Raw genomic sequence first — 22,693 nt, 5'->3', positions numbered from 1 at the left:
GGCGCCGCCCGCCGGCTGATGCTATGGCCCGCCCATGACAGACGACATCCAGATCACCGACTGCCTCATCGAGGACCCCCGCTGGGAGGAGACCGGCCTTGCCGCGCTCTCCGAATCTGCGGCCCGCGCCACCCTTGCGCATCTCGGCCTGACGCCGGCGGACTTCGAGATCTGCGTCATGGGCTGCGATGATTCCCGCATCGCCGAGCTCAACACCGAGTTCCGCGGCAAACCTTCGCCGACGAACGTGCTCTCCTGGCCGGCCGAGGAGCTGGCCCCGGAAACCGAGGGCGACGCGCCCGATCTGCCGCAGGCCGATCCCCACTTCGGGGCCGCCGAACTGGGCGATATCGCCATTTCCTTCGATACCTGCGCCCGCGAGGCGACCGAATCCGGCCTCGCCTTCGATGATCACGTGACCCATCTGGTTGTTCACGGAATCCTCCATCTTCTGGGCTACGACCACATTCGCGACGGCGATGCGACATTGATGGAGGGAACCGAGGTGGAAATACTTGGCAAACTGGGTATCGCTGACCCATATAATCGGGATGGCGGGGTGTAACCCCGCGGCTATTGGAAAGGTACGATGGGCGACAGCACGGACGGGTCTTCTAACGCAGCGCAACGCGCGCGGTCCCAGACCCCAGAAACCGCCGCTCCCGCAGGGGGCGTCGTGGTGAACATGAACGGAACCGGCCAGGCGGCCACGCAGCCAGCGGCACTTCAGCCGGCCGGCGGCGCGACGGCGGGGGCCAGCACCCCGCTCAACGGCACCGCCCAGCGTCCCGGCACCGACAGCGGCACCAACAGCGGCACCGATGGCCCCGTAAACGGGTCCGAGGGCTACTCTCGTGACAGCGATGAAGACGAAGACCGCCAGAACGGCAGTTCCGGCGGCTTTGGCGGCTGGCTGCGTCGGGTCTTCACCGGCGCCGACGGCGAGGAAGAGACCGACGAGAGCAGTGCCACCGGCGATCCGGCCCCCCAGTCGAACGAGCATCACCACCGCCCGCACTCGCTGCTGAATCTGCGCCGCATGCGGGTCGAGGATGTCGCCATCCCCAAGGCCGAGATCGTCGCGGTGCCCTCCACCATCACCCAGGCCGAGCTGGTCGATGTCTTCCGCGAGAGCGGCATGACCCGCCTGCCGGTCTATACCGGCACGCTCGACACCCCGATCGGCCTCGTCCACCTGAAGGACTTTGCCCTGAAACACGGCTGGGCCGGCGGCGGGCGCTTCTCGCTCAAGGCGCTGCTGCGGCCGCTGCTCTTCGTGCCGCCGTCGATGCCCATCGGCGTGCTGCTGCAAAAGATGCAGACCGAACGCCGGCACATGGCGCTGGTGATCGACGAATACGGCGGGGTCGACGGCCTCGTCACCATCGAGGACCTCATCGAACAGGTCATCGGCGAGATCGAGGACGAGCACGACGTCGAGGAGGACGCCCTCTGGACGAAGGAGCCCTCCGGCTCCTACCTGGTGCTCGCCAAGGCCCCGCTCGACGAGTTCGAGGACGAGATCGGCATGTCCCTCACCGATGACGAGAGCGTCGACGAGGAAGAGATCGACACCCTCGGCGGCCTCGTCTTCATGCTCTCGGGCCGCGTGCCCGCGCGGGGCGAGGTGGTGGAACATCCCGCCGGCCATGATTTCGAGGTGGTCGATGCCGATCCCCGCCGGATCAAGCGCCTGCGTGTCCGTCTCAACGTCCGTACCCCGGAACAGGCCGACAGCTAAATCATGAAGAGACTTCCCCGTCCGCGACTTCCGCGCCTGCGCGCGTGGTGGCCCCTTGCGGCGGGGATCCTCGCTGCCGGTGGCCAGGCACCCGTTTCCCTCTGGGTCCTGGCCCTGGCGGGCTTTTCCCTGCTCTTTCTCGCGCAGCTGCGCGCGCCCACCGTGCGCGCCGCCGCCTTCAACGGCTGGGCCTTCGGGTCGGGCTATTTCCTCGCGGCGCTGGCCTGGCTGGTCGAGCCCTTCATGGTCGATCCGGCCCGCGATCTCTGGATGGCGCCCTTTGCCATGTTTTTCATGTGCTGCGGGCTGGCGCTCTTCTGGATGCTGGCCACCGGCCTGGCCAAGCGGATCGCCCCCGGCCCCGCCTGGGCCCAGGCCCTGGCCTTCACCGGGGCGCTTGCCCTGGCCGAGGCCCTGCGTGGCTGGATCTTCACCGGCTTCCCCTGGGCGCTGATCGGCCACGGGCTGATCGACAGCCCCCTGTTGCCCCTCGCCGCCCTCGGCGGCCCGCTGCTGCTCACGGTTGCCCTCCTGCTGCCCGCCTGCGCCTTCGGCACCGCCCTGCACCGCTGGTCGGGCCACAGCGCCCTGCCCGCCCTCACCGGCGTGGCGCTTCTGGCCGTGCTGGCGCTGGCCGCGCCCGCCTTCCGCCCCGAGGCCCTGCCCGCCGGCCCCGATGCGCCCGTCATCCGCCTGGTTCAGCCCAACGCCGCGCAGCGCGAGAAATGGAAGCCCGAGAACATCTCGCTCTTCTTCCGGCGCCAGCTCGACTATTCCGCCGCCGGGCCCCGGCCCGACCTCGTCGTCTGGCCCGAGACCGCCATTCCCTACCTGCTGAACGAAAGCCCCGGCATTCCCGGTGTGCTGCTCGATGCCTCCGGCGGCGTGCCCGTGGTCTTTGGCGTGCGCCGCACCGATGGCCCGCTGATCTACAACTCCCTCGCCGTGGTCGAAGACGGCGCCGATGGCTTTCCCGAGGTGGCCGATGTCTATGACAAGCACCACCTGGTGCCCTTCGGCGAATACATCCCCTTCGGCGATCAGCTCGCGCGGATCGGCATCACCGCCTTTGCCTCGAACCTGGGCAGGGGCTTCTCGGCCGGGCCCGGCGCACATCTGATCGACCTGCCCGGCATCGGCACCGCCCTGCCGCTGATCTGCTACGAGGCCGTCTTCCCCCGCGACATCCGCGCCGCGCCCTCGCGGCCCTCGCTGCTGTTGCAGATCACCAACGATGCCTGGTTCGGCACCTTCTCCGGCCCCTATCAGCACCTGGCCCAGGCCCGCCTGCGTGCAATCGAACAGGGAATTCCGATGATCCGGGTCGCGAATACCGGGATTTCTGCCCTGATTTCAGCAGATGGTCAGGTTATTTCATCGCTCCCGCTGGGGGTCGAAGGCTATCTCGACGTCTCCCTGCCCCCCGCCGCGGCGCCGACACCCTATTCCAAATCAGGTGATATACCTCTGATATTGCTTGCCTTTATCCTCATGTGCATTGCTGCAATACCGGCTGTTCATCAGTCCTTGACCAGTCGGAAACAAACCGATTGACCATTGCAGGCCCGGGGCGTACCCCATTGGGACCGCCACCCCAACGGCTTCCTGACGGGGTTGGTAAGCAATCATCGGAGCACATTCACATGACAAGACAGAGCTACATCTTCACCTCTGAATCCGTTTCAGAGGGCCATCCGGATAAGGTCTGCGACCGTATCTCGGATGCGGTTCTCGACGCCCTCATTTCCGAGGAGCCCGAGGCCCGCGTGGCCTGCGAGACCTTCGCCACGACCAACCGCGTCGTGATCGGTGGAGAAATCGGCCTCGCTGACCAGGACAAGCTGCACGAGTACATGGACTCGATCGAGGACATCGCCCGTGCCTGCATCAAGGACATCGGGTACGAGCAGGACAAGTTCCACCACGAGACGGTGGAAATCACCAACCTGCTGCACGAACAGTCGGCGCATATCGCCCAGGGCGTGAACTCGTCCAACGAGAAGGACGAGGGCGCGGGCGACCAGGGCATCATGTTCGGCTATGCCACGGACGAGACGCCGGAACTCATGCCGGCCCCCATCCACTATGCCCACGGCATCCTCAAACGCCTCGCAGAGGTCCGCAAGGACGGCACGGAACCCACCCTGCGCCCCGACGCCAAGAGCCAGCTCTCGCTGCGCTACGAAAACGGCGTCCCCGTAGAGGTGACCCAGCTGGTGCTCTCGACCCAGCACGCGAACGAGGCGCAGACCAGCGCCGACATCCGGGCCATCGTCGAGCCCTACATCCGCGAGGTGCTCCCCGACGGCTGGCTGACCGACAACACCGAATGGTGGGTCAACCCCACCGGCAAGTTCGTCATCGGCGGCCCTGACGGCGACGCCGGCCTGACCGGCCGCAAGATCATCGTCGACACCTACGGCGGGGCCGCGCCCCATGGCGGCGGGGCCTTCTCCGGCAAGGATCCGACCAAGGTCGACCGTTCCGCCGCCTATGCCGCGCGCTACCTGGCGAAAAACGTCGTCGCCGCCGGCATGGCCAAGAAGTGCACGATCCAGCTCTCCTACGCGATCGGCATCTCCAAGCCGCTCTCGATCTATGCCGACACCTACGGCACGGGCGAGGTGGACGAGGCCGAGATCGAGCGCGCCGTGGCACAGGTGATGAACCTCACGCCCCGCGGCATCCGCGAGCATCTGCAGCTGAACAAGCCGATCTACTCCCGCACCGCAGCCTACGGCCACTTCGGCCGCGCGCCCGATGCGGACGGCGGCTTCTCCTGGGAAAAGACCGACCTGGTCGACGCCCTGAAGAAGGCCATCTGAGAGACGGCATCCGCGCCAGGATCACAGCCTGACCGCACGACAGGGCCCCGCTTCGGCGGGGCCTTTTCGCATCCTGCCCTCACCGCTGGCCAGGCCGCGCCGGCCATGCTAGGACGCGGCCTTCCTCGCCACAGGAGCGCCACATGACCGACACCACCGGACTGACCCAGCTCGGACAGGCCACCGCCCTGCCCGCCTCCCCCGAAGAGGCCGTGCTCGAACGCGTGCCCCAGCCGACACCCGGCGAACGCTACAACGTGCGCTTTACCGCGCCCGAGTTCACCTCGCTCTGCCCGATGACCGGACAGCCCGACTTCGCCCATATCATGATCGACTACGTCCCCCGCGACTGGCTGGTCGAGAGCAAGTCGCTCAAGCTCTTCCTCGGCTCCTTCCGCAATCACGGCGCCTTCCACGAGGAATGCACCGTCACGATCGGCCGCCGCCTGGCCGACCTGCTGGAGCCGGAATGGCTGCGCATCGGCGCCTACTGGTATCCCCGCGGCGGCATCCCGATCGACGTCTTCTGGGCCACCGGCCCCGCCCCCGAAGGCCTCTGGATCCCGGACCAGGGCGTGCCGCCCTACCGTGGTCGCGGCTGAGGCCAAGGCTGACGCTTGACCCGAGACGGCCGAAGGCCCACAACGCCACCCGACCCGAGCAGAGACCCGAGAGCATGACCCGCGACACCCACCCCTCCGGCGCCCCCTGGCGCAACTTCTACGGCCGCTTCAAGGGCAAGGGCCTGCGCCCCTCGCAGGAGGTCTACCTCGACGAGGACCTGGGCCGTCTCTCCCCCGGCGCCGTCGGCTGGGAGGAAAACCCGGAACGCACCCCGCTCGACCTCAAGGCGCTCTTCGGGGAGCGCGACGTCTGGCTCGAGATCGGCTTCGGCGGCGGCGAACACCTGGTGCACCAGGCGGCGAACAACCCGAACGTCGGCATCATCGGCGCGGAACCCTACATCAACGGCGTCGCCATGCTGCTCGGCAAGATCCGCGAGGCCGGCGTGGAGAACCTCGCCGTGCACCCGGGCGACGCGCGCGACCTCTTCGACGTCCTGCCGGACGGTTCGCTCTCCCGCGCCTTCCTGCTCTACCCCGACCCATGGCCCAAGAAACGCCACCACCGCCGCCGCTTCGTGACGCCTGACCACCTCGAACCGCTCTCGCGCAAGCTCAAGCCGGGTGCGATCTTCCGGGTGGCCACCGACATCCCGGACTACGTCCGCCAGACCCTGCAGGAAGTGCCGAAACAGGGCTTCGAATGGCTGGCCGAAGGCCCGACGGACTGGCGCGCGCCCTGGGACGACTGGATCTCCACCCGCTACGAGCAGAAGGCGCTGCGCGAAGACCGCACACCGCATTACCTGACCTTCCGGAAACTCTGAGAGGGGTTTCGCGCCGCAAGCGGCACGAAGCCTCCGGCGGGGATATTTTTCTACAGGGAAACAAGAAAAAACACCCTTCTGGCGGCCCGGCCGAACAGAAGGGTGTTTCCCTGTGCGGTCATCGGGATCCCTCCCTGTACCGCGAAACCTGGCTGACAGATCTTGGATAACAAACGGTTAAGCCGCGCGCGGCAGCTTCCGTTTCCCTGTTCCAAATATCCCCGCCGGAGGCAGGCGCGGCGCCGGCAAGGGGCGCCACGTCCGATGCTTCAGAGGTTTTCTGGCTGTGGCATGCCCAGCACGTGATAGCCGCCATCCACGCGGATGATCTCGCCGCTGGTGCAGGCCCCCGCATCGGAGGCCAGGTAGACCGCCGTGCCGCCAATGGCTTCCAGCGTTGCGTTGGCCCGCATCGGGGCATTGGCCTCGGTCTGACGGAAGGTCTTGCGCGCCCCACCGATGGCCGCCCCGGCCAGCGTCTTCATCGGACCGGGCGAGATGGCGTTGACGCGGATCCCCTCGGGGCCGAGATCGTTGGCCAGGTACCGCACCGCCGATTCCAGCGCCGCCTTGGCCACGCCCATGACGTTGTAGAAGGGTGTCACCCGGTTCGAGCCCTGGTAGGTCATCGTCAGGATCGTGCCGCCATCCTTCATCAGCGGGCGCGCCCGGCGCGCCACGTCGATCAGCGAGTAGCAGGAGATATCCAGCGAGTTCTTGAAGTTCTCGCGGCTGGTGTTGATGAACCGCCCCGAAAGCTCGTCCTTGTTCGAGAAGGCAATGGCATGCACCACGAAGTCGAGGCTGCCCCACTGCTCCTTGATCTTCTCGAAGGCGGCATCCATCGAGGCATCGTCGGTGACGTCGGAATCGAGCATCAGCTCTACCCCGAGTTGCTCGCCCAGCGGTGCCACGCGCTTGCCGAAGGTTTCCCCCTGGTAGGTGAAGGCCAGCTCTGCCCCCGCCTCGTGCATCGCCTTGGCGATCCCCCAGGCGATCGAACGTTCGTTCGCCACGCCCATGATCAGGCCACGTTTGCCCTGCATCAATCCCGTCATCGTCAGATCATCCGTTGTAACGCGACAGCAGCATCGAGCCGTTCGTGCCGCCAAAGCCGAAGGAATTGGTCATGACGGTATCGAGCCCGGCATTTTCGACCAGAGAAGTCGCGATTTCGCCCGGCAGGATACCCTCGAGCAGCGTGTCCACGTTGATCGACGGGATGATGAAATCATCCCGCAGCGCCAGCAGGCAGAAGATCGCCTCGAGCGCCCCGGCCGCCCCCTGGGCATGGCCGGTCATCGACTTGGTCGAGCTGATCGGCGGCACCTCTCCTTCGCCGAAGACGCGACGCACCGCGTCGACCTCGGTGCCGTCACCGGCCGCCGTCGAGGTGCCGTGGGCGTTGATGTAGGAGACCTTGCGGCCCTCGGGCAGCGTCGACATGGCAAGCTCCATGGCGCGCTGCGCCCCCTCGCCGGAGGGCGCGACCATGTCGACCCCATCGGAGGTCGCGGCAAAGCCGGTGACCTCGGCATAGATCTTGGCGCCACGCGCCTTGGCGTGCTCGAGCTCTTCCAGCACCACCATGCCGCCGCCGCCGGAGATCACGAAGCCGTCGTGATCGGCGTCAAAGGCACGGCTGGCCTTCTCGGGCGTGTCGTTGAACTTCGAGGACATGGCGCCCATGGCGTCGAACAGGCACGACAGCGTCCAGTCGAGCTCCTCGCCGCCGCCGGCAAACATCACGTCCTGCTTGCCCATCATGATCTGTTCGGCCGCGTTCCCGATGCAGTGCAGCGAGGTCGAGCAGGCCGAGGTGATCGAATAGTTGATGCCCTTGATCTTGAAGGCGGTGGCCAGGTTGGCCGAGATCGTCGAGCTCATGCATTTCGGCACCGCGAAGGGCCCGATCCGCTTGGTGGCGCCCGTCGACAGCACCGTCTGGTGCGCCGCGAACATGGCGCTGGTCGAGGGGCCGCCGGAACCGGCCACAAGGCCCGTGCGCGGGTTCACCACGTCGCTCTCCTCCAGGCCCGCATCCGCGATGGCCTGGCTCAGGGCGATATGGGCATAGGCCGCCCCAGGCCCCATGAAGCGCAGGGTACGCTTCTCGACATGTTCGGCCACGTCGATCTTCAGCGTGCCCGCAACCCGGCTGCGGAACCCGTGCTCGGCCATTTCCGGCGAAGCGACGATACCGGATGTTCCGGTTTTCAGAGAGGTGGTGACCTCTTCAGCATTGTTCCCGATCGAGGATACAATCCCCAACCCGGTGACCACGACTCGGCGCATGGAGCCCTCCTTCCTCAGGAATTAGCTTTCAGACAGGGCAACTTTCATGTCCTTGACCTGGTAGATGACCTCGCCATCCGCTTCCACCCGGCCATCGGCCACGCCCATTGTCAGGCGCCGCGTCTGCACGGCCTTGGTGAAATCGACGTAGTAGGTCAGCATCTTGCGGTCGGGACGCACCATGCCCGTCAGCTTCACTTCGCCAACGCCCAGAGCATAGCCGCGACCCTGCCAGCCGCGCCAGCCCAGGTTGAAACCGGTCAGCTGCCACAGCCCGTCGAGGCCAAGGCAGCCCGGCATGATCGGGTTGCCCGGAAAATGGCAGTCGAAGAACCACAGGTCGGGACGGATGTCGAATTCGGCGACCACGTGGCCCTTGCCGTGCGGTCCGCCATCGGCGCTGATGTCGGTGATGCGATCCATCATCAGCATCGGCGGCTCGGGGAGCTGCGCATTGCCTGCGCCAAACAGCTCGCCACGCGCGCATTTCAGAAGATCTTCCCGGTCAAAGCTGGTGGGATAATCGGCCATTAAGGCTCCGCCCCTTTCATGTCGTCTTCAGGTTCTGCCCCCTCTATCACCGCGCGAACGCGCCATGCAAGTGCAGGCGCCCCCCGCGGCGGGGCTTCGTGTCCTCGCGGAGCGGCCCTTTCGGCCCGTTCCCTGCTCTCTCGGCAGGCGGGCCTTGCCGCCCATCCTGCCCCCGTCCCGCCCCGGCCCTGTTGCTTCCGCGCCGTCATACGGGCCCGTCGGGCCCATTTTCCGTTGCGCTGTTGCGTCCCGCCGGGGTTTTTCCCTATATTGTCGGGTGAGCAACGGGATACAAGAACAGCATGAGTTCCACGGCAACCGAACGCGGCGCCGCCTGGCTATCCACAGCAGGGCTGCGGCCGACACGGCAGCGACTGGGTCTGGCGACCCTTCTGGTCGGTGATGGCAACAACCGCCATGTCACCGCAGAGAGCCTCTTTGCCGCTGCAAAGGACACCGGCCAGCCCGTCTCGCTGGCCACGGTCTACAACACCCTGCGCGCCTTCTGCGACGTGGGCCTGATGCGTGAGATCACGGTCGACGGCTCGCGCAGCTACTTCGACACCAACATGCACGACCACCCGCATTTCTTCTGGGAAGACAACGGCGAGCTGACCGATGCCCCCGACGAGGAACTCGAGATCGCCCGCCTGCCCCGCGCGCCCGAGGGCGCCGAGGTCTCCAAGGTCGACGTGGTGATCCGCCTCCGCCGCAAGAACTGAGAAGACAGGCGCCCGCGCGAATACGGGCCCCCGTCCGGACCCCTTCCGGATCCGAGTCCGGGTCTCGCAGACGGGATGCCCCGCGGTCGCGCCTGGCCGGCCCCTCCTGCCGCATCCTCCTGTACCCCAGCACTCCGCTTCCCCCGACTCACCCCGCGCGCTTCACCCCCGCCGCCCAGGCCGCGGGCGGGGCACGCCGCACTGCGCGCAAGCCTCCCGTGCCGCCCATGGACATCCGCGGCCCGGCCGCCACGCTATCCCTGCGTCCGCTGCCGTGGTTTCGGCAGGGATGACCCCGGGCGCCCCCCCCTGCCTTCATCTTTCCCCAAATACGGCTTTGCCGGGGTCAGCCGTCCTTGCTGTCCCCGGGCTCCTTGTCCCCACCGCCGCCACAGCCCTCGCAGCCCTCGCAGGCGCGCACCCGGCGGCGCGAGGCATCCCAGTCCGCGCGGAAGGTCTCTGCCGCGCCGAACTCGGCAAAGCCGTCGTAGTGCCTGTGGTGGCCCTTCGTCCGGGCGGCGTGCTTGATCGGGCACCAGAAGGCCTCGGTGCGCCCGGCCACCTCCTGCACATAGGCGATCAGCCCGTTGCAATAGCCGCAGTAGACGCAGTTCAGCTTTTCGATCCCGTTCAGATAGGCCAGCGTGTGCCTGTCGATCCTGATGTATTCGCCCCGTTTCACCTTCGGGATGCCGTAAACCGGAAAGCAGATCGCCTGATAGACGCTGACGAAAAGATCGAGCAGGGCAAAGGGCAAGATCAGCGCATAGATCACCGGCGCGGTCACCAGGTGCATCACCGGGCTGTTGGCCAGGAAACCGAGCAGGCCGCTGCGCAGGGCCGCGTGCCGGCGCCGCACCTCCTCCTCCCAGACGATCCGGCCGTTCACGAGCCGATAGCGCAGCAGCGCCCGCCGTTCCGCGTATTCCTGTTCCAGCTGCTCGTGCAGCTCGCTGATCCGCGCCTTCAGCGCGTCGATGCGGTCGGTCATCATCCTCTCCCCGGCCCCGTCCTGACATTGCGGCCAAGCCTAGCATGAGCGGCCCCGGTCGCGTCATTGCTCGCTGCCGGGGGCATAGCCGGGATCATTCTGGCGTGGCTTCGCCGCCACCCGGCACCCGCAATCCTCCAGCCGCAATCCTCCAGCCGCGCACGAAAAAAGGGGCCCGCCGCATGGCAGGCCCCTTCCGGTCTTTTCGATCCGTCGCGATCAGGCGGCGACGATTTCCACCATCTCGACGTCAAAGATCAGGTCCTTGCCGGCCAGCATGTGGTTGGCGTCCAGCAGGACTTCCTCTTCCTTGATCTCGGCCACGGTCACCGGGATCACCTGCCCCTGCGGAGAGCTCATCTGCAGCTGCAGGCCCACTTCCAGCGGGATCTCGTCGGGGATGGCGCTGCGCGGCACGGCCTGCATCGCGTTGGGGTCGCGGGGGCCATAGGCCTGGTCCGCAGGGATCTCGACTTTCTTCTGGTCGCCCACGGCCATGCCGGGGATCGCAGTGTCGAGGCCGGGGATGATCTGGCCCGAACCCACGGTGAATTCCAGCGGCTCGCGGCCCTGGGAGCTGTCGAAGGTGGTGCCGTCGGTGAGGGTACCGGTATAGTGAATGCGAACGGTGTCGCCCGTCTTGGCTGTGCTCATAGCCTGTCCAATCATGTGGGGGGGTGAATTTCGGGGCCGGCTGCCTCTGGGTGCCGGGTGCCCGTCTCAACTGCCCCCAGCCTACCGCAGGCCGCTGCCGGGCGCAAACCGCTCTTTTCTTGCGGGCCTTCCCGTGGCAGGCTGGGGCCGGGATTGCGACAAGCGCGCGCGACATGAAAGCAAGGGGAGGAGCTTTTATGGCGATACGGACCTGCCTGTTCGACGCCTACGGAACCCTGTTCGACGTCACCGCCGCGGCCCGTCGTGCCTCGGAGGAGCCCGGTTACGAGGATCTCGCGACCTACTGGTCCGCGATCGCCGGCCTCTGGCGACGCAAGCAGCTGGAATATTCCTGGCAGCTGACGATCCGCAACCTGCCCTGCAATTTCTGGGAGGTCACCCGCGATGCACTCGACTGGGTCCTCGAGGCCGAGGGCTTCCAGGATGCCGAGCTGCGCGAACGCCTCCTGGCGCTCTACTGGCGCCTCGAGGCCTTTGACGATGTCGCCCCCGCCCTCGCGCGGCTGAAGGAAAAGGGGCTGACCTGCGCCATCGTGTCGAACGGCTCGCAGGACATGCTCGAGAATGCCGTCGCGGCCTCGGGCCTGGGCCATGCGATCACCGCCGTCATCTCCGCCGAGACGGTGGGCGCCTTCAAGCCCTCGCCGCTGGTCTACGAGAAGGCCTGCGAGCGGCTCTCCTGCGAGCCCGACGAGGTCGCCATGGTCACCGCCAACGGCTGGGAGGCCACCGCCACCGCCAGCTACGGTTTCGCCACCGTCTGGCTCGACCGCACCGAGATGCCGCTCGACCATCTGCCCGGCCGGCCCGACCATTACCTGCGCACCCTCGACGCCCTGCCGGAGCTGGAGATCTTCTGATGCCGCATTTCACCGCGCCCGACGGCGCCTTCCTCTGGTACGAGGAGGCGGGCGGCGGCCTGCCGGTTCTGGCCCTCTCCGGGCTCACCCGCAACGGGCGCGATTTCGACTTCGTCGCGCCGCACCTGGCCCGTACCCGTCTGATCCGGATGGACTACCGCGGTCGGGGCCGCTCGGACTACACCGGCGCCGGCAGCTATACCCTGCCCAACGAGATGGCCGATGCCATCGCCCTGCTCGATCACCTCGGCATCGACCGCGCGGCGATCCTCGGCACCTCGCGCGGCGGGCTGATCGGCATGCTGATGGCCGCCGCCCATCCCGCCCGCGTCCTCGGCGTGGCGCTAAACGACGTGGGCCCGGCGCTGGAAACCGGCGGGCTGGCGCATATTGCCAGCTACCTCGGCCTTGATCCGCCCTTCGCCAGCCTCGATGACGCCGCCGCGGCCACGGACCCCGCCTTTCCCGGCGTGCCCTTCGAACGCCGCCGCGCCATGCTCGCCCATACCAACCGCGAAACCCCCGAGGGCCTGCAGATCCTCTATGACCCCGAGCTGAGAGAGGCCACCTTCGGCGAGGCCGCCCAGGCCGCCGCTGCCGCCGCCGATCCCGACCTGCTCTGGAATTGCTACGATGCCATGGCCGGCCTGCCCGTCGCGCTCATCCGCGGCGCCAATTCCAACCTGCTGTCGCCCGAGACGGTGGAGGCCATGCGCGCCCGCCACCCCGGTCTCATCGTTGCAACCGTCCCCGACCGCGGCCATACTCCCTATCTGGACGAGCCCGAGGCGCTCGCCGCCCTTTCCCAATGGCTGGACCAGATGCAATGAATTTCGACATGATCGAGGCCGCGGCAACGCGCCTCGCGGGCCATGCCCGCCATACCCCCCTCCTCTCCTCGCCCTTCCTCGACGAGATCGCCGGCCGCCGCGTGCTGGTGAAGCCGGAATGCCTGCAGCACACCGGCAGCTTCAAGTTCCGCGGCGCCTGGTCCGCCATCTCGGCCCTGCCCCCCGAGACCCGCGAGAAGGGCGTCATCGCCTTTTCCTCCGGCAACCACGCCCAGGGCATCGCCCTCGCCGCCCGCCGGCACGGCATCCCCGCCGTCATCGTCATGCCCGCCGATGCCCCGGCGCTGAAGCTCGCCAATACCCGCGCCTATGGTGCCGAGGTGGTGACCTACGACCGCGCGACACAGGACCGCGACGAGATCGGCGCCCGGCTCGCCGAAGAGCGCGGCCTCACCCTGATCAAGCCCTTCGACGAACCCCAGGTCATCGCAGGCCAGGGCACATGCGGGCTGGAAATCGCCCATGACGCCACCGCCCTCGGCATTTCCGAGGCCGAGGTGCTGGTCTGCTGCGGTGGCGGCGGCCTCACCTCCGGCATCGCCCTGGCGCTGGAGACGGCCGCCCCCGGCTTCCGCGTCCGCCCGGTCGAGCCCGAGGGCTTCGACGATGTCGCCCGCTCTCTCGTCTCCGGCAAGATCGAGCACAACGCCGCGCTCTCCGGCAATATCTGCGATGCGATCATCACGCCGGCGCCGGGCAAGATTACCTTCCCGATCCTCAAGGCGCTCTGCGGCCCCGGCCTCACCGTCTCCGAGGAAGAGGCCCTCGGCGCCGTGGCCCAGGCCTTCCTGCGGCTCAAGATCGTGGCAGAGCCGGGCGGCGCCGTGGCGCTGGCCGCGGCCCTCTGGCGCGCCGATCAGCTCGAGGGCGATACCGTCATCGCCGTGGTCTCCGGCGGCAATGTCGATCCGGCCATGTTCACCCGGGCGCTCGGCACGCTCTGATGCCGCGCCCCCTGGCGCGCTATTTCTCCGGCACTTCCGCCATGGAATCCGCATAGCGCCGCATCAGCCGGACAAGCTGGTCGAAATCCCCCTCGTCCCAATCGGCAAAGGCCTCGCGCGCGATCTTCTCGCGCGCGGCGTCGATCATGTCGGTCATCTCGCGGCCCTTGTCGGTGATCTCCGCCTGACGCACGCGCCGGTCCCGCGCGCCGGGGCGGCGCTCGATCAGGCCCATCTCCTCCAGCTTGGCCACCTGCCGGCTGACCGTGGTGTGATCCCGCCCGGCCCTGTCGGCCAGTTCGACCACTCCGATCGGCCCGAATCGCCCCACCGTCACCAGCAGCGGAAACAGCGCCCGGTCCAGCGGTATGCCCGCCGCCCGCACCATCAGCTCGTCGCGCTGCGGGCGGTTCATGATGGCCACGATATCCAGAACCGCATCATGCAATTCGCGGAACTGGCCCGAGAAGCGTGTATTTTGCACATTATTCATTGACGGCGCCTCTTTTCGCGTTTATGTGCATATTACACACTTAATCCAGATTCGAAAGAGCCACTTCCATGAAAGCTGCCGTCGTTACCGCGGCGGGCGCCCTGCCCGTTTGCGCCGAATTCCCCGAACCCGTCGCGACCGAGGGTCATGTCACGCTCCGCGTGCTCGCCTCTGCCGTCTCCCAGCTCACCCGTGCCCGCGCCGCCGGCACCCACTACAGTTCCGCCGGGGGCTTCCCCTTCGTGGCCGGTGTCGATGGCGTCGGGCTGATGCCCGATGGCACCCCCGCCTATTTCGCCTTCCCCGAAGCCCCTCAGGGCGCCATGGCCGAAATCGTCACTGTGCGCGCGCCTCAGGTCGTTCCCCTGCCCGCGGGGCTCGATCCCGTCATGGCCGCGGCCATGGTCAACCCCGCCATGTCCTCCTGGATCGCCCTCACCGAGCGCGCCGCCCTTGCCCCCGGCGAGACCGTGCTGATCAATGGCGCCACCGGCGCCTCCGGCCGCCTCGCCGTCCAGGTTGCCCGCCATCTCGGCGCGGCGCGCATCATCGCCACCGGCCGCAACCCCGCCGCGCTTCAGGCGCTCACCGCGCTCGGCGCCGATCAGGTGATCTCCCTCGCCCAGCCGGAAGAGGCGCTTCACGCCGAGCTCGCCGCCGCCTTTGCCGATGGTGTCGACGTGGTGCTCGATTACCTCTGGGGCGCGCCGGCTGCGGCGGTGATCGCCGCCAGCGGGGCCGCCCCCGATCCCTCCCAGCCGCTGCAGTTCGTCCAGATCGGCTCGATGGCCGGCGACAGCCTCCCGTTGCCCGCCGCCGCCCTGCGCTCCCGCGCGCTCAATCTCATGGGCAGCGGCCTCGGCAGCGTGGCACCCCGGCAGATGATGCAGGGGATCCGCAACCTGATTGCCGCCGCCCCTGCCGCCGGTCTGACCTCCGCTATCGAGACTGCCCCCCTCGAAGAGGTCGCCGAAGCCTGGGCCCGGCCGGCGGGCGACTCCCGCCTCGTCATCACCCTGCCCGATCAGACCCTCTGAGCCGGCAGCAAGGCCCCGCCCCGTCCGGATTTTAACCTTTCCGGGCGGGCGTTTTCGCACCGTCGCGATACCGACGCGATACCGACGTAATACCGACGTTGGAATTCAACGATTCCAGAGTGTTAATTACATTCACCTTTCGGAATACCGACGTCGTTTCTCGCGTCGATTCATTTGCATCATCATGCTTTTTCACCGCTTTGGTACATTTGAATCACAACGATTGTGATTGACATAGACAATTACTTTTGGCACGACTCCCCTGCGAACAGGGAGGTTCTCATGCGTACACAGGTCGCCATTATCGGCGGCGGACCATCGGGTCTGCTGCTGTCCCAGTTGTTGCACCGTGCCGGTATCGACACGGTCGTGCTCGAGCGCCGCTCGCGCGACTACGTGCTCTCCCGGATCCGGGCCGGCGTGCTGGAATGGGGCTCTGTCGAGATGCTTCGCGAGGCCGGTGTCTCTGCCCGGATGGACGCCGAGGGCTTCCCCCACGACGGAACTTATCTCGCCGTCAGGAATCAGGGTTTCCGCATTGATTTTCAAGACCTTGTCGGCAAGAAGGTCATGGTCTACGGGCAGACCGAAGTCACCCGCGACCTCTACGAGGCGCGCGCCGCCATGGACGGTGTGGTGATCCACGAGGCCGAGGGCGTGACCATCCACGACGCCGACAGCGCGGCGCCCTGGGTCACCTATGTGAAGGACGGCACCGAGCATCGTATCGACTGCGATTACATCGCCGGATGCGACGGTTTCCACGGCCCCTCGCGGCAGGCGATCCCCGATACGGTGCTCAAGGAATACGAGCGCGTGTATCCATTCGGCTGGCTCGGCGTCCTCGCCGAAACGCCTCCCGTCTCCGACGAGCTGATCTATTGCCAGAACAAGCGCGGCTTCGCGCTCTGTTCCATGCGCAACGCCAACCTGTCACGCTACTACGTGCAATGCCCCCTCACCGACAAGCTCGACGCCTGGACCGACCAGATTTTCTGGGACGAACTCAAGCGCCGCATCCCCGAAGACGCCGCCGCCCGCCTCGTGACCGGCCCGACCATCGAGAAGAGCATCGCGCCGCTCCGCTCCTTCGTGGCGGAACCGATGCGCTGGGGCCGCCTGTTCCTCGTCGGCGACGCCGCGCACATCGTGCCGCCGACCGGCGCCAAGGGGCTGAACCTTGCCGTGTCCGACGTGCACTACCTCTATCACGGGCTTGTGCAGCATTATCAGGGCGACGACGAAGGTATTGATAAGTATTCCGAAAAAGCCCTCGCGCGGGTCTGGAAATCGGAGCGCTTCTCGTGGTCGATGACGACCATGTTGCATAATTTCCCCGAGAGTTCAGACTTCGAGCGCCGCATGCAGGAGGCCGAGCTGGACTACCTTCAGCACTCGACTCGCGCGCAGGCGGCGCTGGCTGAAAACTATGTTGGGCTCCCCTACTGATGCTGATTGCACCTCTCGAAAACCTGAAGGTCAACTATACCGACGAAGGCGACCCGCAGGGCGCGCCCGTGGTCTTTGCCAACTCGCTCGGCACCGACCTGCGCCTCTGGGACAAGCTGGTCCCGCTCCTGCCAAAGGGGCTGCGGCTGATCCGCTACGACAAGCGCGGCCATGGCCTGACCCAGGCGACGCCCGGTCCCTACTCCATGGGCACGTTGGTGCGCGACGCCGAGCAACTGCTTGATTATCTTGAGGTAAAGGACGCTCTCTTCGTCGGCCTCTCGATTGGCGGAATGATCGCTCAGGGGCTCGCCGTCAAGCGGATGGACCTCGTCCGTTCGCTGGTGATCTCGAACTCGGCCGCAAAGATCGGCACCGCGGACATGTGGAATACCCGTATCGAGGCGATCCGCAAGGATGGTATCGAGAGCATCGCCGACACCACGATGGAGCGCTGGTTCGGCAAGGCCTTCCGCGCCACCGACGAACTCGAGGCCTGGCGCAACATGCTGATCCGGCAGGACCTGGAAGGCTACACCGGCTGCTGCTCGGCTATCGCCGGTACCGATTTCTACACCCCTACCTCGGGGTTGCGCCTGGCCTGCCTCGGCATCGCCGGGAGCGAGGACGGCTCGACCCCGCCGGACCTGGTCCGCGAGACGATCGACCTGGTGCCGGGATCCAAGTTCGAGCTGATACGCGGCGCGGGCCACCTGCCCTGCGTCGAGAAGCCCGAGGAGTACGCACGTATTCTCAATGATTTCATCAAGGAGACCGGACATGTCTGACCGTTTCGACAAAGGCATGGAAGTGCGCCGCTCGGTACTGGGTGACGCCCATGTCGACCGCGCCGAAGCCAACAAGACCGAGTTCGACGAGCCCTTCCAGGCCCTGATCACCGAAGGTGCCTGGGGCACCGTCTGGGCAAGTGACGGCATCAGCCGCCGCGAACGCTCGATGCTGACGCTGGCCCTGCTGGCGGCCACCGGGAACTTCGAGGAGATCCCGATGCATATCCGCGCCACGGCCCGTACCGGCGCGACGAAACAGGACGTGCAGGAAGCCTTCCAGCACGTCGCCATCTATGCCGGCGTGCCGAAGGCGAACCATGCGCTGAAGCTTGCCAAGGCGACCTATGCCGAAATGGAGGAGAACCAGGAATGAAAGATCTCGGCCCGCTGATCCCGCGCAATCGCGACGCGCAACCGCCAGCTTACGATCCCAACTACAAGACATCCGTGACCCGTTCACCGAACTGGCCGCTCCTGTCGATGGAGAGTTCGCCCTCCGAAGAGACCGGCCCGACCTTCGGCCATTCGCTACTGGGCGAATATGACAACAACCTGATCCTGAATTGGACGCGCGGCAAGGCGCCCGCCGTGGGCGAGCGCATCCTGGTACACGGTCGCGTCCTGGACGAGAACAACCGCCCCGTCCCGAACACGCTGGTCGAGATCTGGCAGGCCAACGCAGGTGGCCGGTACCGTCACAAAAAGGACGTGTATTTCGCGCCGCTTGACCCGAACTTCGGGGGCTGCGGCCGGACCATCACCGACGAGAACGGCTATTACGAATTCCTGACGATCCGCCCGGGTGCATACCCCTGGGGCAACCGCGGGAACGACTGGCGCCCGATGCACATCCACTTCTCGGTCTTCGGCCACAGCTTCGGCCAGCGCCTGATCAGCCAGATGTACTTCGAAGGTGACCCGCTGATCGACATGTGCCCGATCGCCGCCACCATCAAGAGCCGCAGCCAGCTCGATACGCTGGTCTCCGCCCTCGACATGTCCAAGGCCCGTCCGATGGACTTCCTCGCCTACAAGTTCGACATCGTGCTGCGCGGCCGCCGCCAGACAATGTTCGAAAACAAGCTGGAAGGGATGTAACTCATGGTCCAGAAACTCGACACCCTCGTGGAAACCCCGTCGCAGACGGCAGGCCCCTATGTGCACATCGGCTGCATGCCCACCTACGCGGGCAACGCGGGCGCCTATGACATCGAGATCGGCGAGAGCCCGATCGAGGACGGTGCTGCCGGCGAAATCATCGAGATCACCGGCGAAGTCTTTGACGGCACCGGCTGGGCGCTGCGCGACGTGATGCTGGAAACCTGGCAGGCGGATGCCGCAGGCAAGTACCCCGGCCAGGAGGGCGCAGACCCGAAAGTCATCGGTTTCTCACGCGTAGCCGCCGATTTCGACAGCGGCAAGTTTACCATCCGCACCGTCAAGCCGGGCAGCACGCCGGCCCGAGGTGGCGCCACCCAGGCCCCGCATATCTCGCTCTGGCTGGTGGCCCGCGGCATCAACATCGGCCTGCAGACCCGCGTGTATTTCGACGACGAGGACAACAGCGCCGACCCGCTGCTGGCCCGGATCGAACAGCGGCCCCGCGTCGACACTCTGATTGCCAAGAAGACCGGCGAGGGCCAGTATACGTTCAACATCGTCCTGCAGGGCGAAGGCGAGACCGTATTCCTGGATATCTGATGGCTGACTTTCTGCTGATCCACGGCTCATGCCACGGGGCGTGGTGCTGGCAGAAGCTCATCCCCGAACTGACGCGCCTGGGCCATACGGCCCGGGCGCTCGACCTTCCGGGGCGGGCCGATGACACGCGCGCCCGGGAGGAGATGACGCTGGCCCTTGCCGCGACATCCATTCTGGATGCGCTTGGGCAAGGGCCTGTCCATCTTCTGGGGCATTCCGCCGGAGGCTTTCCGATCGCCGCCGCTGCAGAAGCCGCACCAGGCAAGATCGCCAAACTTTATTACCTTTGTGCCTATGCACCGCGCGATGGCCAGTCGATGGTCGACATGCGCCGCGAGCAGACACGTCAGCCTCTGGCCGGCGCCGTGCGGAAAACCGACGACGGCCTGGCCTATACCGCCGACCCCGAGCGCGCCCGGGCGCAATTTTACAACGACGTCGATCCGGCGACCGCCGACTGGGCCATCGGGCAGCTCTGCGCCGAGCCGATCGCGCCGCAGGCCACGCCCATCCACCTGACCGATGCCTATCAATCCGTGCCGCGCTGCTATATCCGCTGCACCGACGACCGGACCATCCCGCCGGAATACCAGGCGGAGATGGCCCGCACCTTTGCCCCGGAGGACAGATACGACATGCCGACCAGCCATTCTCCCTTTCTCGCCGATCCCGCGGGCCTTGCCGCCCTGCTGAGCCGCATCGCGGAGGGCATGTGATGGCCGGATCCGTGCACGACAGCCAGCTCTATTCGCGGCTCTTCCCTGCCGGCGATGCCGGACCTCTGTTTACCGACAGCGCCGAGGTGCGCTCGATGCTGATCGTCGAGGGCGCACTGGCAAAGGCCCAGGGCGCCCTGGGCATCATTCCAGAGGTCAGCGCCGCCTACATTCACCGCGCCAGCCTCGAGATCCCGCTGGACCCCGGCGCGCTGGCCGAGGGCGCCGGCAAGAACGGCGTGCCGGTGCCCGGCCTCGTCGCGGCCTTCCGCAAGGCGATGGAAGCGCCGGAGCACGCGCAATATGTCCACTGGGGCGCGACCTCGCAGGACATCATGGACAGCGGCCAGATGCTGCGCCTGCGACAGTTGCTCGTGCTCTGCGAGGATGGGCTGAAGACACTGCTGCAAGCCCTGGCAAGGCTGGCCTCGGATCACGCCGACCTGCCCATGGCAGGCCGCACCTATGGCCAGTTCGCCACGCCCGTCAGCTTTGGCAGCCACGTGGCCGGCTGGGGCTTTCCGCTGCTGGATCTGCTGGCCGATCTGAAGCACGTCCGCGAGACCTCGCTCTGGGTCTCGCTCTCGGGTGCGGCCGGTACGGGCGCCGAGTTCGGCGGCAAGGGCACGGAGCTGCGCGCGGCACTGGCCGAAGGCCTCGGCCTGACGGACCCGGGACGCAGCTGGCACGCGGATCGTGGCCCGGTGCTGCGCATCACCGGCTGGCTGGCGCGGCTGGCACAATGCCTGGGCAAGATGGGCGACGACCTGATCCTGATGGCGCAATCGAGCGCCGCAGAGGTACGCCTCGGCGCCTCCGGCGGCTCATCGACCATGCCGCAGAAGCAGAACCCGGTGCAGCCTTCCGTGCTGCTGGCGCTGGCCCGGCAGGTTACGGGCCTCTACGCCATTCTGCAGGGCGCCGGCATGCCCCGCCAGGAACGCGACGGCGCGGCCTGGTTCACCGAATGGCTGAACCTGCCGCAGCTCTGCCTCTCGGCCGCTGCCGCCCTGACGACGGCCAATGCGATGGTGCCCGGGCTGACCCCGCAGGGGGACCGGATGTACGAGGCCTTCACCGGCTCGCACGGCCTGCTCCATGCCGAGGCGCTCTCCTTCCGGCTGACCGCCATCATGCCCCGGCCCGAAGCGCAGGCCCGGGTCAAGGAGCTGGCCAAGGAGGTCAACGCCAGCGGACGGCCCCTGGGGGAACTGGCACGGGAAGCCTTCCCGGAGCTCGACATGGAAGGCCTCTTCGATCCGGCCAGCCAGATGGGCGACGCACCGACCACCGCGCGCAATTTCGCCGCCGCGGTCGCCGCGCTCTGACGGGCTGCGCAACCGGCGATTGACAGCAGCGTCCGGGCTTGCCTAGCTGGCCCGGCGCCATGGGCGCATCACGCGGAGCGCCCATGACAGCCCAGACCACCATGCCCCCTCTGCATCTGCCGAGGCTCATCATCCTGCTGACCGTGGTGATCGACGCCATGGGCATCGGGCTGATCTTTCCGGTGATGCCCGGGCTGATCGCCGGCCTGCTGGGCGGCACGCTCTCGCAGGCGGCGGTCTGGGGCGGTTTCCTGGTCTCGGCCTTTTCGGCGATGCAATTCGTCTTCGGCCCGATCATCGGCAATATCTCCGACGCCTACGGTCGCAAGCCGGTGATCCTGATCTCGCTTGTCGTCATGTGTGCCGATTACGTGGTCACGGCCCTGGCCGGCACCGTCTGGCTTTTGCTGGTGGCGCGGCTGATCGGCGGGATCGCCGCGGCGACCCATTCCACCGCAAGTGCCTACATGGCCGATATTTCCAGCCCCGGCGACAAGGCCGCGAACTTCGGCTATGTCGCGGCGGCCTTCGGCCTCGGCTTCGTCATCGGGCCGATCCTGGGCGGGCTTCTGGGGGGCCTAGACCTGCGCGCGCCTTTCTGGGCGGCGGCGGCACTGGCAGGCCTGAACATGGTTCTGGTGATCCTGCTCCTGCCGGAAAGCAACCCGGTCGAGCGCCGCCGCCCCTTCCACTGGCGCCGAGCCAATCCCTTCAGTTCGATCCTCGCCGTGGGGCGCCTGCCCGGCCTCAAGATGCTGCTGGTCGTCTTCATGCTGTACGTCTTCTCGATGCAGGTCTACGCGGTGGTCTGGGCCTATTTCGGGCAGGCCCAGTTCGGCTGGGATACCCGGCTGGTGGGCATTTCACTTGCAATCTACGGCATCTCGCTGGTGCTGGTGCAGGCGCTCATCTTCCGTCCGCTGCATCGCTGGCTGGGCGAGACGCGGACGGTGATCTTCGGCCTGGTGGCGAACTTCGGGTTCCTGGCGACGCTCTCGGTGATCCGCAGCGGGACGGCCACGCTGGTCCTCACGCCCTTCTCGGCCATCGGCGAGGTGGCACAGCCCGCTCTGGTCAACATCGCCTCGAACGCGGCACCTGCCGACGCCCAGGGCGAACTGCAGGGCGTGCTGGCCTCGATCCAGGCGCTGACGGCGATTATCTCGCCCATCGTGCTGACGGGCATCTTCCGGCTCTTCACGGCAGAGGATGCACCGCTCTGGCTGCCGGGCGCCCCCTTTGGGGCCGCGGCCCTGGCACTGATCCCGGCGCTGCTGATTTTTACCCTTTTCGCGCGGAGGCAAGCCGCCTAATTTCGATCTGAGGAAAATTATTTCGCAAATCTGCTGCACT

Annotated in this window: 25 protein-coding genes and 1 riboswitch; of the genes, 19 read left to right on the top strand and 6 right to left on the bottom strand. The window is 66.9% G+C overall.

The features are described from left to right. Positions 1-34 precede the first annotated feature (34 nt). From ybeY to trmB, 6 genes are all read left to right on the top strand, one after another. Positions 35-565, top strand: coding sequence for an rRNA maturation RNase YbeY (gene ybeY / locus AC0WR5_RS02755; protein WP_475866703.1), 531 nt, complete (start codon positions 35-37; stop codon positions 563-565). Between the two features lie 24 nt (positions 566-589). Beyond that, positions 590-1,741, top strand: a complete 1,152-nt coding sequence (locus AC0WR5_RS02750) for a hemolysin family protein (protein ID WP_475866701.1) — start codon at positions 590-592, stop codon at positions 1,739-1,741. Between the two features lie 3 nt (positions 1,742-1,744). After that, positions 1,745-3,295, top strand: coding sequence for an apolipoprotein N-acyltransferase (gene lnt / locus AC0WR5_RS02745; protein ID WP_475866700.1), 1,551 nt, complete (start codon positions 1,745-1,747; stop codon positions 3,293-3,295). 32 nt (positions 3,296-3,327) lie between these two features. Beyond that, a riboswitch (SAM-SAH riboswitch) is annotated at positions 3,328-3,377 on the top strand. Positions 3,378-3,384: 7 nt separating this feature from the next. Continuing rightward, positions 3,385-4,566, top strand: coding sequence for a methionine adenosyltransferase (metK, locus tag AC0WR5_RS02740; RefSeq protein ID WP_475866698.1), 1,182 nt, complete (start codon positions 3,385-3,387; stop codon positions 4,564-4,566). Between the two features lie 143 nt (positions 4,567-4,709). Then, positions 4,710-5,168, top strand: a complete 459-nt coding sequence (gene queF, locus AC0WR5_RS02735; protein WP_475866696.1) for a preQ(1) synthase — start codon at positions 4,710-4,712, stop codon at positions 5,166-5,168. 74 nt (positions 5,169-5,242) lie between these two features. Then, positions 5,243-5,956 (top strand): tRNA (guanosine(46)-N7)-methyltransferase TrmB, encoded by a 714-nt coding sequence (trmB, locus tag AC0WR5_RS02730; protein WP_475866695.1) that lies wholly within the window; start codon positions 5,243-5,245, stop codon positions 5,954-5,956. A gap of 269 nt (positions 5,957-6,225) precedes the next feature. Here the strand turns inward: trmB and AC0WR5_RS02725 are convergent, their stop codons facing one another. The 3 genes from AC0WR5_RS02725 to fabA are packed head-to-tail and all read right to left on the bottom strand — an operon-like array spanning position 6,226 to position 8,782. Continuing rightward, on the bottom strand, positions 6,226-7,014 hold the full coding sequence (locus tag AC0WR5_RS02725; RefSeq protein ID WP_475866693.1) for an enoyl-ACP reductase FabI: 789 nt from the start codon (positions 7,012-7,014) through the stop codon (positions 6,226-6,228). A 7-nt stretch (positions 7,015-7,021) separates the two neighbouring features. After that, complete coding sequence (locus AC0WR5_RS02720) at positions 7,022-8,251, bottom strand: beta-ketoacyl synthase N-terminal-like domain-containing protein (RefSeq protein ID WP_475866691.1); 1,230 nt, start codon at positions 8,249-8,251, stop codon at positions 7,022-7,024. A gap of 21 nt (positions 8,252-8,272) precedes the next feature. Continuing rightward, positions 8,273-8,782: a bifunctional 3-hydroxydecanoyl-ACP dehydratase/trans-2-decenoyl-ACP isomerase gene (gene fabA, locus AC0WR5_RS02715; RefSeq protein WP_475866689.1), complete on the bottom strand. Its 510-nt coding sequence runs from the start codon at positions 8,780-8,782 to the stop codon at positions 8,273-8,275. A gap of 302 nt (positions 8,783-9,084) precedes the next feature. Between fabA and irr the strand changes: the two genes are divergently transcribed. Next, positions 9,085-9,504: a Fur family transcriptional regulator Irr gene (irr, locus tag AC0WR5_RS02710; protein WP_475866687.1), complete on the top strand. Its 420-nt coding sequence runs from the start codon at positions 9,085-9,087 to the stop codon at positions 9,502-9,504. 346 nt (positions 9,505-9,850) lie between these two features. On the opposite strand, the gene AC0WR5_RS02705 is transcribed toward irr, so the two are convergent. Further along, positions 9,851-10,495, bottom strand: a complete 645-nt coding sequence (locus AC0WR5_RS02705; RefSeq protein ID WP_475866686.1) for a hypothetical protein — start codon at positions 10,493-10,495, stop codon at positions 9,851-9,853. Between the two features lie 219 nt (positions 10,496-10,714). Continuing rightward, complete coding sequence (locus AC0WR5_RS02700) at positions 10,715-11,149, bottom strand: FKBP-type peptidyl-prolyl cis-trans isomerase (RefSeq protein ID WP_475866684.1); 435 nt, start codon at positions 11,147-11,149, stop codon at positions 10,715-10,717. A 197-nt stretch (positions 11,150-11,346) separates the two neighbouring features. Between AC0WR5_RS02700 and AC0WR5_RS02695 the strand changes: the two genes are divergently transcribed. From AC0WR5_RS02695 to AC0WR5_RS02685, 3 genes are read left to right on the top strand one after another with little or no spacing between them, the layout of a single operon-like run. Further along, a complete protein-coding gene (locus tag AC0WR5_RS02695) occupies positions 11,347-12,030 on the top strand; it encodes a haloacid dehalogenase type II (RefSeq protein WP_475866683.1) in 684 nt (227 codons plus the stop codon). Further along, positions 12,030-12,860: an alpha/beta fold hydrolase gene (locus AC0WR5_RS02690; RefSeq protein ID WP_475866682.1), complete on the top strand. Its 831-nt coding sequence runs from the start codon at positions 12,030-12,032 to the stop codon at positions 12,858-12,860. The genes AC0WR5_RS02695 and AC0WR5_RS02690 overlap by 1 nt, the downstream gene beginning before the upstream one ends. Then, positions 12,857-13,825 (top strand): threonine ammonia-lyase, encoded by a 969-nt coding sequence (locus tag AC0WR5_RS02685; RefSeq protein WP_475866681.1) that lies wholly within the window; start codon positions 12,857-12,859, stop codon positions 13,823-13,825. The genes AC0WR5_RS02690 and AC0WR5_RS02685 overlap by 4 nt, the downstream gene beginning before the upstream one ends. 19 nt (positions 13,826-13,844) lie before the next feature. Here the strand turns inward: AC0WR5_RS02685 and AC0WR5_RS02680 are convergent, their stop codons facing one another. After that, on the bottom strand, positions 13,845-14,318 hold the full coding sequence (locus AC0WR5_RS02680; RefSeq protein WP_475866680.1) for a MarR family winged helix-turn-helix transcriptional regulator: 474 nt from the start codon (positions 14,316-14,318) through the stop codon (positions 13,845-13,847). Positions 14,319-14,386: 68 nt separating this feature from the next. On the opposite strand from AC0WR5_RS02680, the gene AC0WR5_RS02675 reads away from it, so the two are divergent. The 9 genes from AC0WR5_RS02675 (at position 14,387) to AC0WR5_RS02635 (ending at position 22,653) form a co-directional block, all read left to right on the top strand. Beyond that, a complete protein-coding gene (locus tag AC0WR5_RS02675; protein ID WP_475866678.1) occupies positions 14,387-15,355 on the top strand; it encodes a quinone oxidoreductase family protein in 969 nt (322 codons plus the stop codon). A gap of 282 nt (positions 15,356-15,637) precedes the next feature. Beyond that, positions 15,638-16,804 carry a 4-hydroxybenzoate 3-monooxygenase gene (pobA, locus tag AC0WR5_RS02670; RefSeq protein ID WP_475866676.1) on the top strand — a complete coding sequence of 389 codons (1,167 nt, stop codon included), beginning with the start codon at positions 15,638-15,640 and terminating at the stop codon, positions 16,802-16,804. Beyond that, positions 16,804-17,592 carry a 3-oxoadipate enol-lactonase gene (gene pcaD / locus AC0WR5_RS02665; protein WP_475866674.1) on the top strand — a complete coding sequence of 263 codons (789 nt, stop codon included), beginning with the start codon at positions 16,804-16,806 and terminating at the stop codon, positions 17,590-17,592. The genes pobA and pcaD overlap by 1 nt, the downstream gene beginning before the upstream one ends. After that, entirely contained in the window at positions 17,585-17,968 is a 384-nt protein-coding gene (pcaC, locus tag AC0WR5_RS02660; RefSeq protein ID WP_475866673.1) for a 4-carboxymuconolactone decarboxylase, read from the top strand. The genes pcaD and pcaC overlap by 8 nt, the downstream gene beginning before the upstream one ends. Further along, complete coding sequence (gene pcaH / locus AC0WR5_RS02655) at positions 17,965-18,693, top strand: protocatechuate 3,4-dioxygenase subunit beta (RefSeq protein WP_475866671.1); 729 nt, start codon at positions 17,965-17,967, stop codon at positions 18,691-18,693. Before pcaC ends, pcaH begins: the two co-directional genes overlap by 4 nt. 3 nt (positions 18,694-18,696) lie before the next feature. Beyond that, positions 18,697-19,296 carry a protocatechuate 3,4-dioxygenase subunit alpha gene (gene pcaG, locus AC0WR5_RS02650; RefSeq protein ID WP_475866670.1) on the top strand — a complete coding sequence of 200 codons (600 nt, stop codon included), beginning with the start codon at positions 18,697-18,699 and terminating at the stop codon, positions 19,294-19,296. Then, on the top strand, positions 19,296-20,012 hold the full coding sequence (locus AC0WR5_RS02645) for an alpha/beta fold hydrolase (protein ID WP_475866669.1): 717 nt from the start codon (positions 19,296-19,298) through the stop codon (positions 20,010-20,012). The genes pcaG and AC0WR5_RS02645 overlap by 1 nt, the downstream gene beginning before the upstream one ends. Beyond that, positions 20,012-21,340 (top strand): class-II fumarase/aspartase family protein, encoded by a 1,329-nt coding sequence (locus tag AC0WR5_RS02640; RefSeq protein WP_475866667.1) that lies wholly within the window; start codon positions 20,012-20,014, stop codon positions 21,338-21,340. Before AC0WR5_RS02645 ends, AC0WR5_RS02640 begins: the two co-directional genes overlap by 1 nt. 83 nt (positions 21,341-21,423) lie before the next feature. Further along, on the top strand, positions 21,424-22,653 hold the full coding sequence (locus tag AC0WR5_RS02635) for an MFS transporter (protein WP_475866666.1): 1,230 nt from the start codon (positions 21,424-21,426) through the stop codon (positions 22,651-22,653). Positions 22,654-22,693 lie beyond the last annotated feature (40 nt).

The organism is Pseudooceanicola sp. DL12 (genome assembly GCF_056270665.1).
The sequence above is the reverse complement of the archived record's forward strand: the minus strand, read 5'-3'. Positions and strand labels throughout refer to the sequence as shown.

What these genes read in the sequence shown, in the direction of transcription:
- ybeY (WP_475866703.1), top strand. Translation starts at nt 35, where the DNA reads ATGACAGACGACATCCAGATCACCGACTGCCTCATCGAGGACCCCCGC.
- AC0WR5_RS02750 (WP_475866701.1), top strand. Translation starts at nt 590, where the DNA reads ATGGGCGACAGCACGGACGGGTCTTCTAACGCAGCGCAACGCGCGCGG.
- lnt (WP_475866700.1), top strand. Translation starts at nt 1,745, where the DNA reads ATGAAGAGACTTCCCCGTCCGCGACTTCCGCGCCTGCGCGCGTGGTGG.
- metK (WP_475866698.1), top strand. Translation starts at nt 3,385, where the DNA reads ATGACAAGACAGAGCTACATCTTCACCTCTGAATCCGTTTCAGAGGGC.
- queF (WP_475866696.1), top strand. Translation starts at nt 4,710, where the DNA reads ATGACCGACACCACCGGACTGACCCAGCTCGGACAGGCCACCGCCCTG.
- trmB (WP_475866695.1), top strand. Translation starts at nt 5,243, where the DNA reads ATGACCCGCGACACCCACCCCTCCGGCGCCCCCTGGCGCAACTTCTAC.
- AC0WR5_RS02725 (WP_475866693.1), bottom strand. Translation starts at nt 7,014, where the DNA reads ATGACGGGATTGATGCAGGGCAAACGTGGCCTGATCATGGGCGTGGCG.
- AC0WR5_RS02720 (WP_475866691.1), bottom strand. Translation starts at nt 8,251, where the DNA reads ATGCGCCGAGTCGTGGTCACCGGGTTGGGGATTGTATCCTCGATCGGG.
- fabA (WP_475866689.1), bottom strand. Translation starts at nt 8,782, where the DNA reads ATGGCCGATTATCCCACCAGCTTTGACCGGGAAGATCTTCTGAAATGC.
- irr (WP_475866687.1), top strand. Translation starts at nt 9,085, where the DNA reads ATGAGTTCCACGGCAACCGAACGCGGCGCCGCCTGGCTATCCACAGCA.
- AC0WR5_RS02705 (WP_475866686.1), bottom strand. Translation starts at nt 10,495, where the DNA reads ATGACCGACCGCATCGACGCGCTGAAGGCGCGGATCAGCGAGCTGCAC.
- AC0WR5_RS02700 (WP_475866684.1), bottom strand. Translation starts at nt 11,149, where the DNA reads ATGAGCACAGCCAAGACGGGCGACACCGTTCGCATTCACTATACCGGT.
- AC0WR5_RS02695 (WP_475866683.1), top strand. Translation starts at nt 11,347, where the DNA reads ATGGCGATACGGACCTGCCTGTTCGACGCCTACGGAACCCTGTTCGAC.
- AC0WR5_RS02690 (WP_475866682.1), top strand. Translation starts at nt 12,030, where the DNA reads ATGCCGCATTTCACCGCGCCCGACGGCGCCTTCCTCTGGTACGAGGAG.
- AC0WR5_RS02685 (WP_475866681.1), top strand. Translation starts at nt 12,857, where the DNA reads ATGAATTTCGACATGATCGAGGCCGCGGCAACGCGCCTCGCGGGCCAT.
- AC0WR5_RS02680 (WP_475866680.1), bottom strand. Translation starts at nt 14,318, where the DNA reads ATGAATAATGTGCAAAATACACGCTTCTCGGGCCAGTTCCGCGAATTG.
- AC0WR5_RS02675 (WP_475866678.1), top strand. Translation starts at nt 14,387, where the DNA reads ATGAAAGCTGCCGTCGTTACCGCGGCGGGCGCCCTGCCCGTTTGCGCC.
- pobA (WP_475866676.1), top strand. Translation starts at nt 15,638, where the DNA reads ATGCGTACACAGGTCGCCATTATCGGCGGCGGACCATCGGGTCTGCTG.
- pcaD (WP_475866674.1), top strand. Translation starts at nt 16,804, where the DNA reads ATGCTGATTGCACCTCTCGAAAACCTGAAGGTCAACTATACCGACGAA.
- pcaC (WP_475866673.1), top strand. Translation starts at nt 17,585, where the DNA reads ATGTCTGACCGTTTCGACAAAGGCATGGAAGTGCGCCGCTCGGTACTG.
- pcaH (WP_475866671.1), top strand. Translation starts at nt 17,965, where the DNA reads ATGAAAGATCTCGGCCCGCTGATCCCGCGCAATCGCGACGCGCAACCG.
- pcaG (WP_475866670.1), top strand. Translation starts at nt 18,697, where the DNA reads ATGGTCCAGAAACTCGACACCCTCGTGGAAACCCCGTCGCAGACGGCA.
- AC0WR5_RS02645 (WP_475866669.1), top strand. Translation starts at nt 19,296, where the DNA reads ATGGCTGACTTTCTGCTGATCCACGGCTCATGCCACGGGGCGTGGTGC.
- AC0WR5_RS02640 (WP_475866667.1), top strand. Translation starts at nt 20,012, where the DNA reads ATGGCCGGATCCGTGCACGACAGCCAGCTCTATTCGCGGCTCTTCCCT.
- AC0WR5_RS02635 (WP_475866666.1), top strand. Translation starts at nt 21,424, where the DNA reads ATGACAGCCCAGACCACCATGCCCCCTCTGCATCTGCCGAGGCTCATC.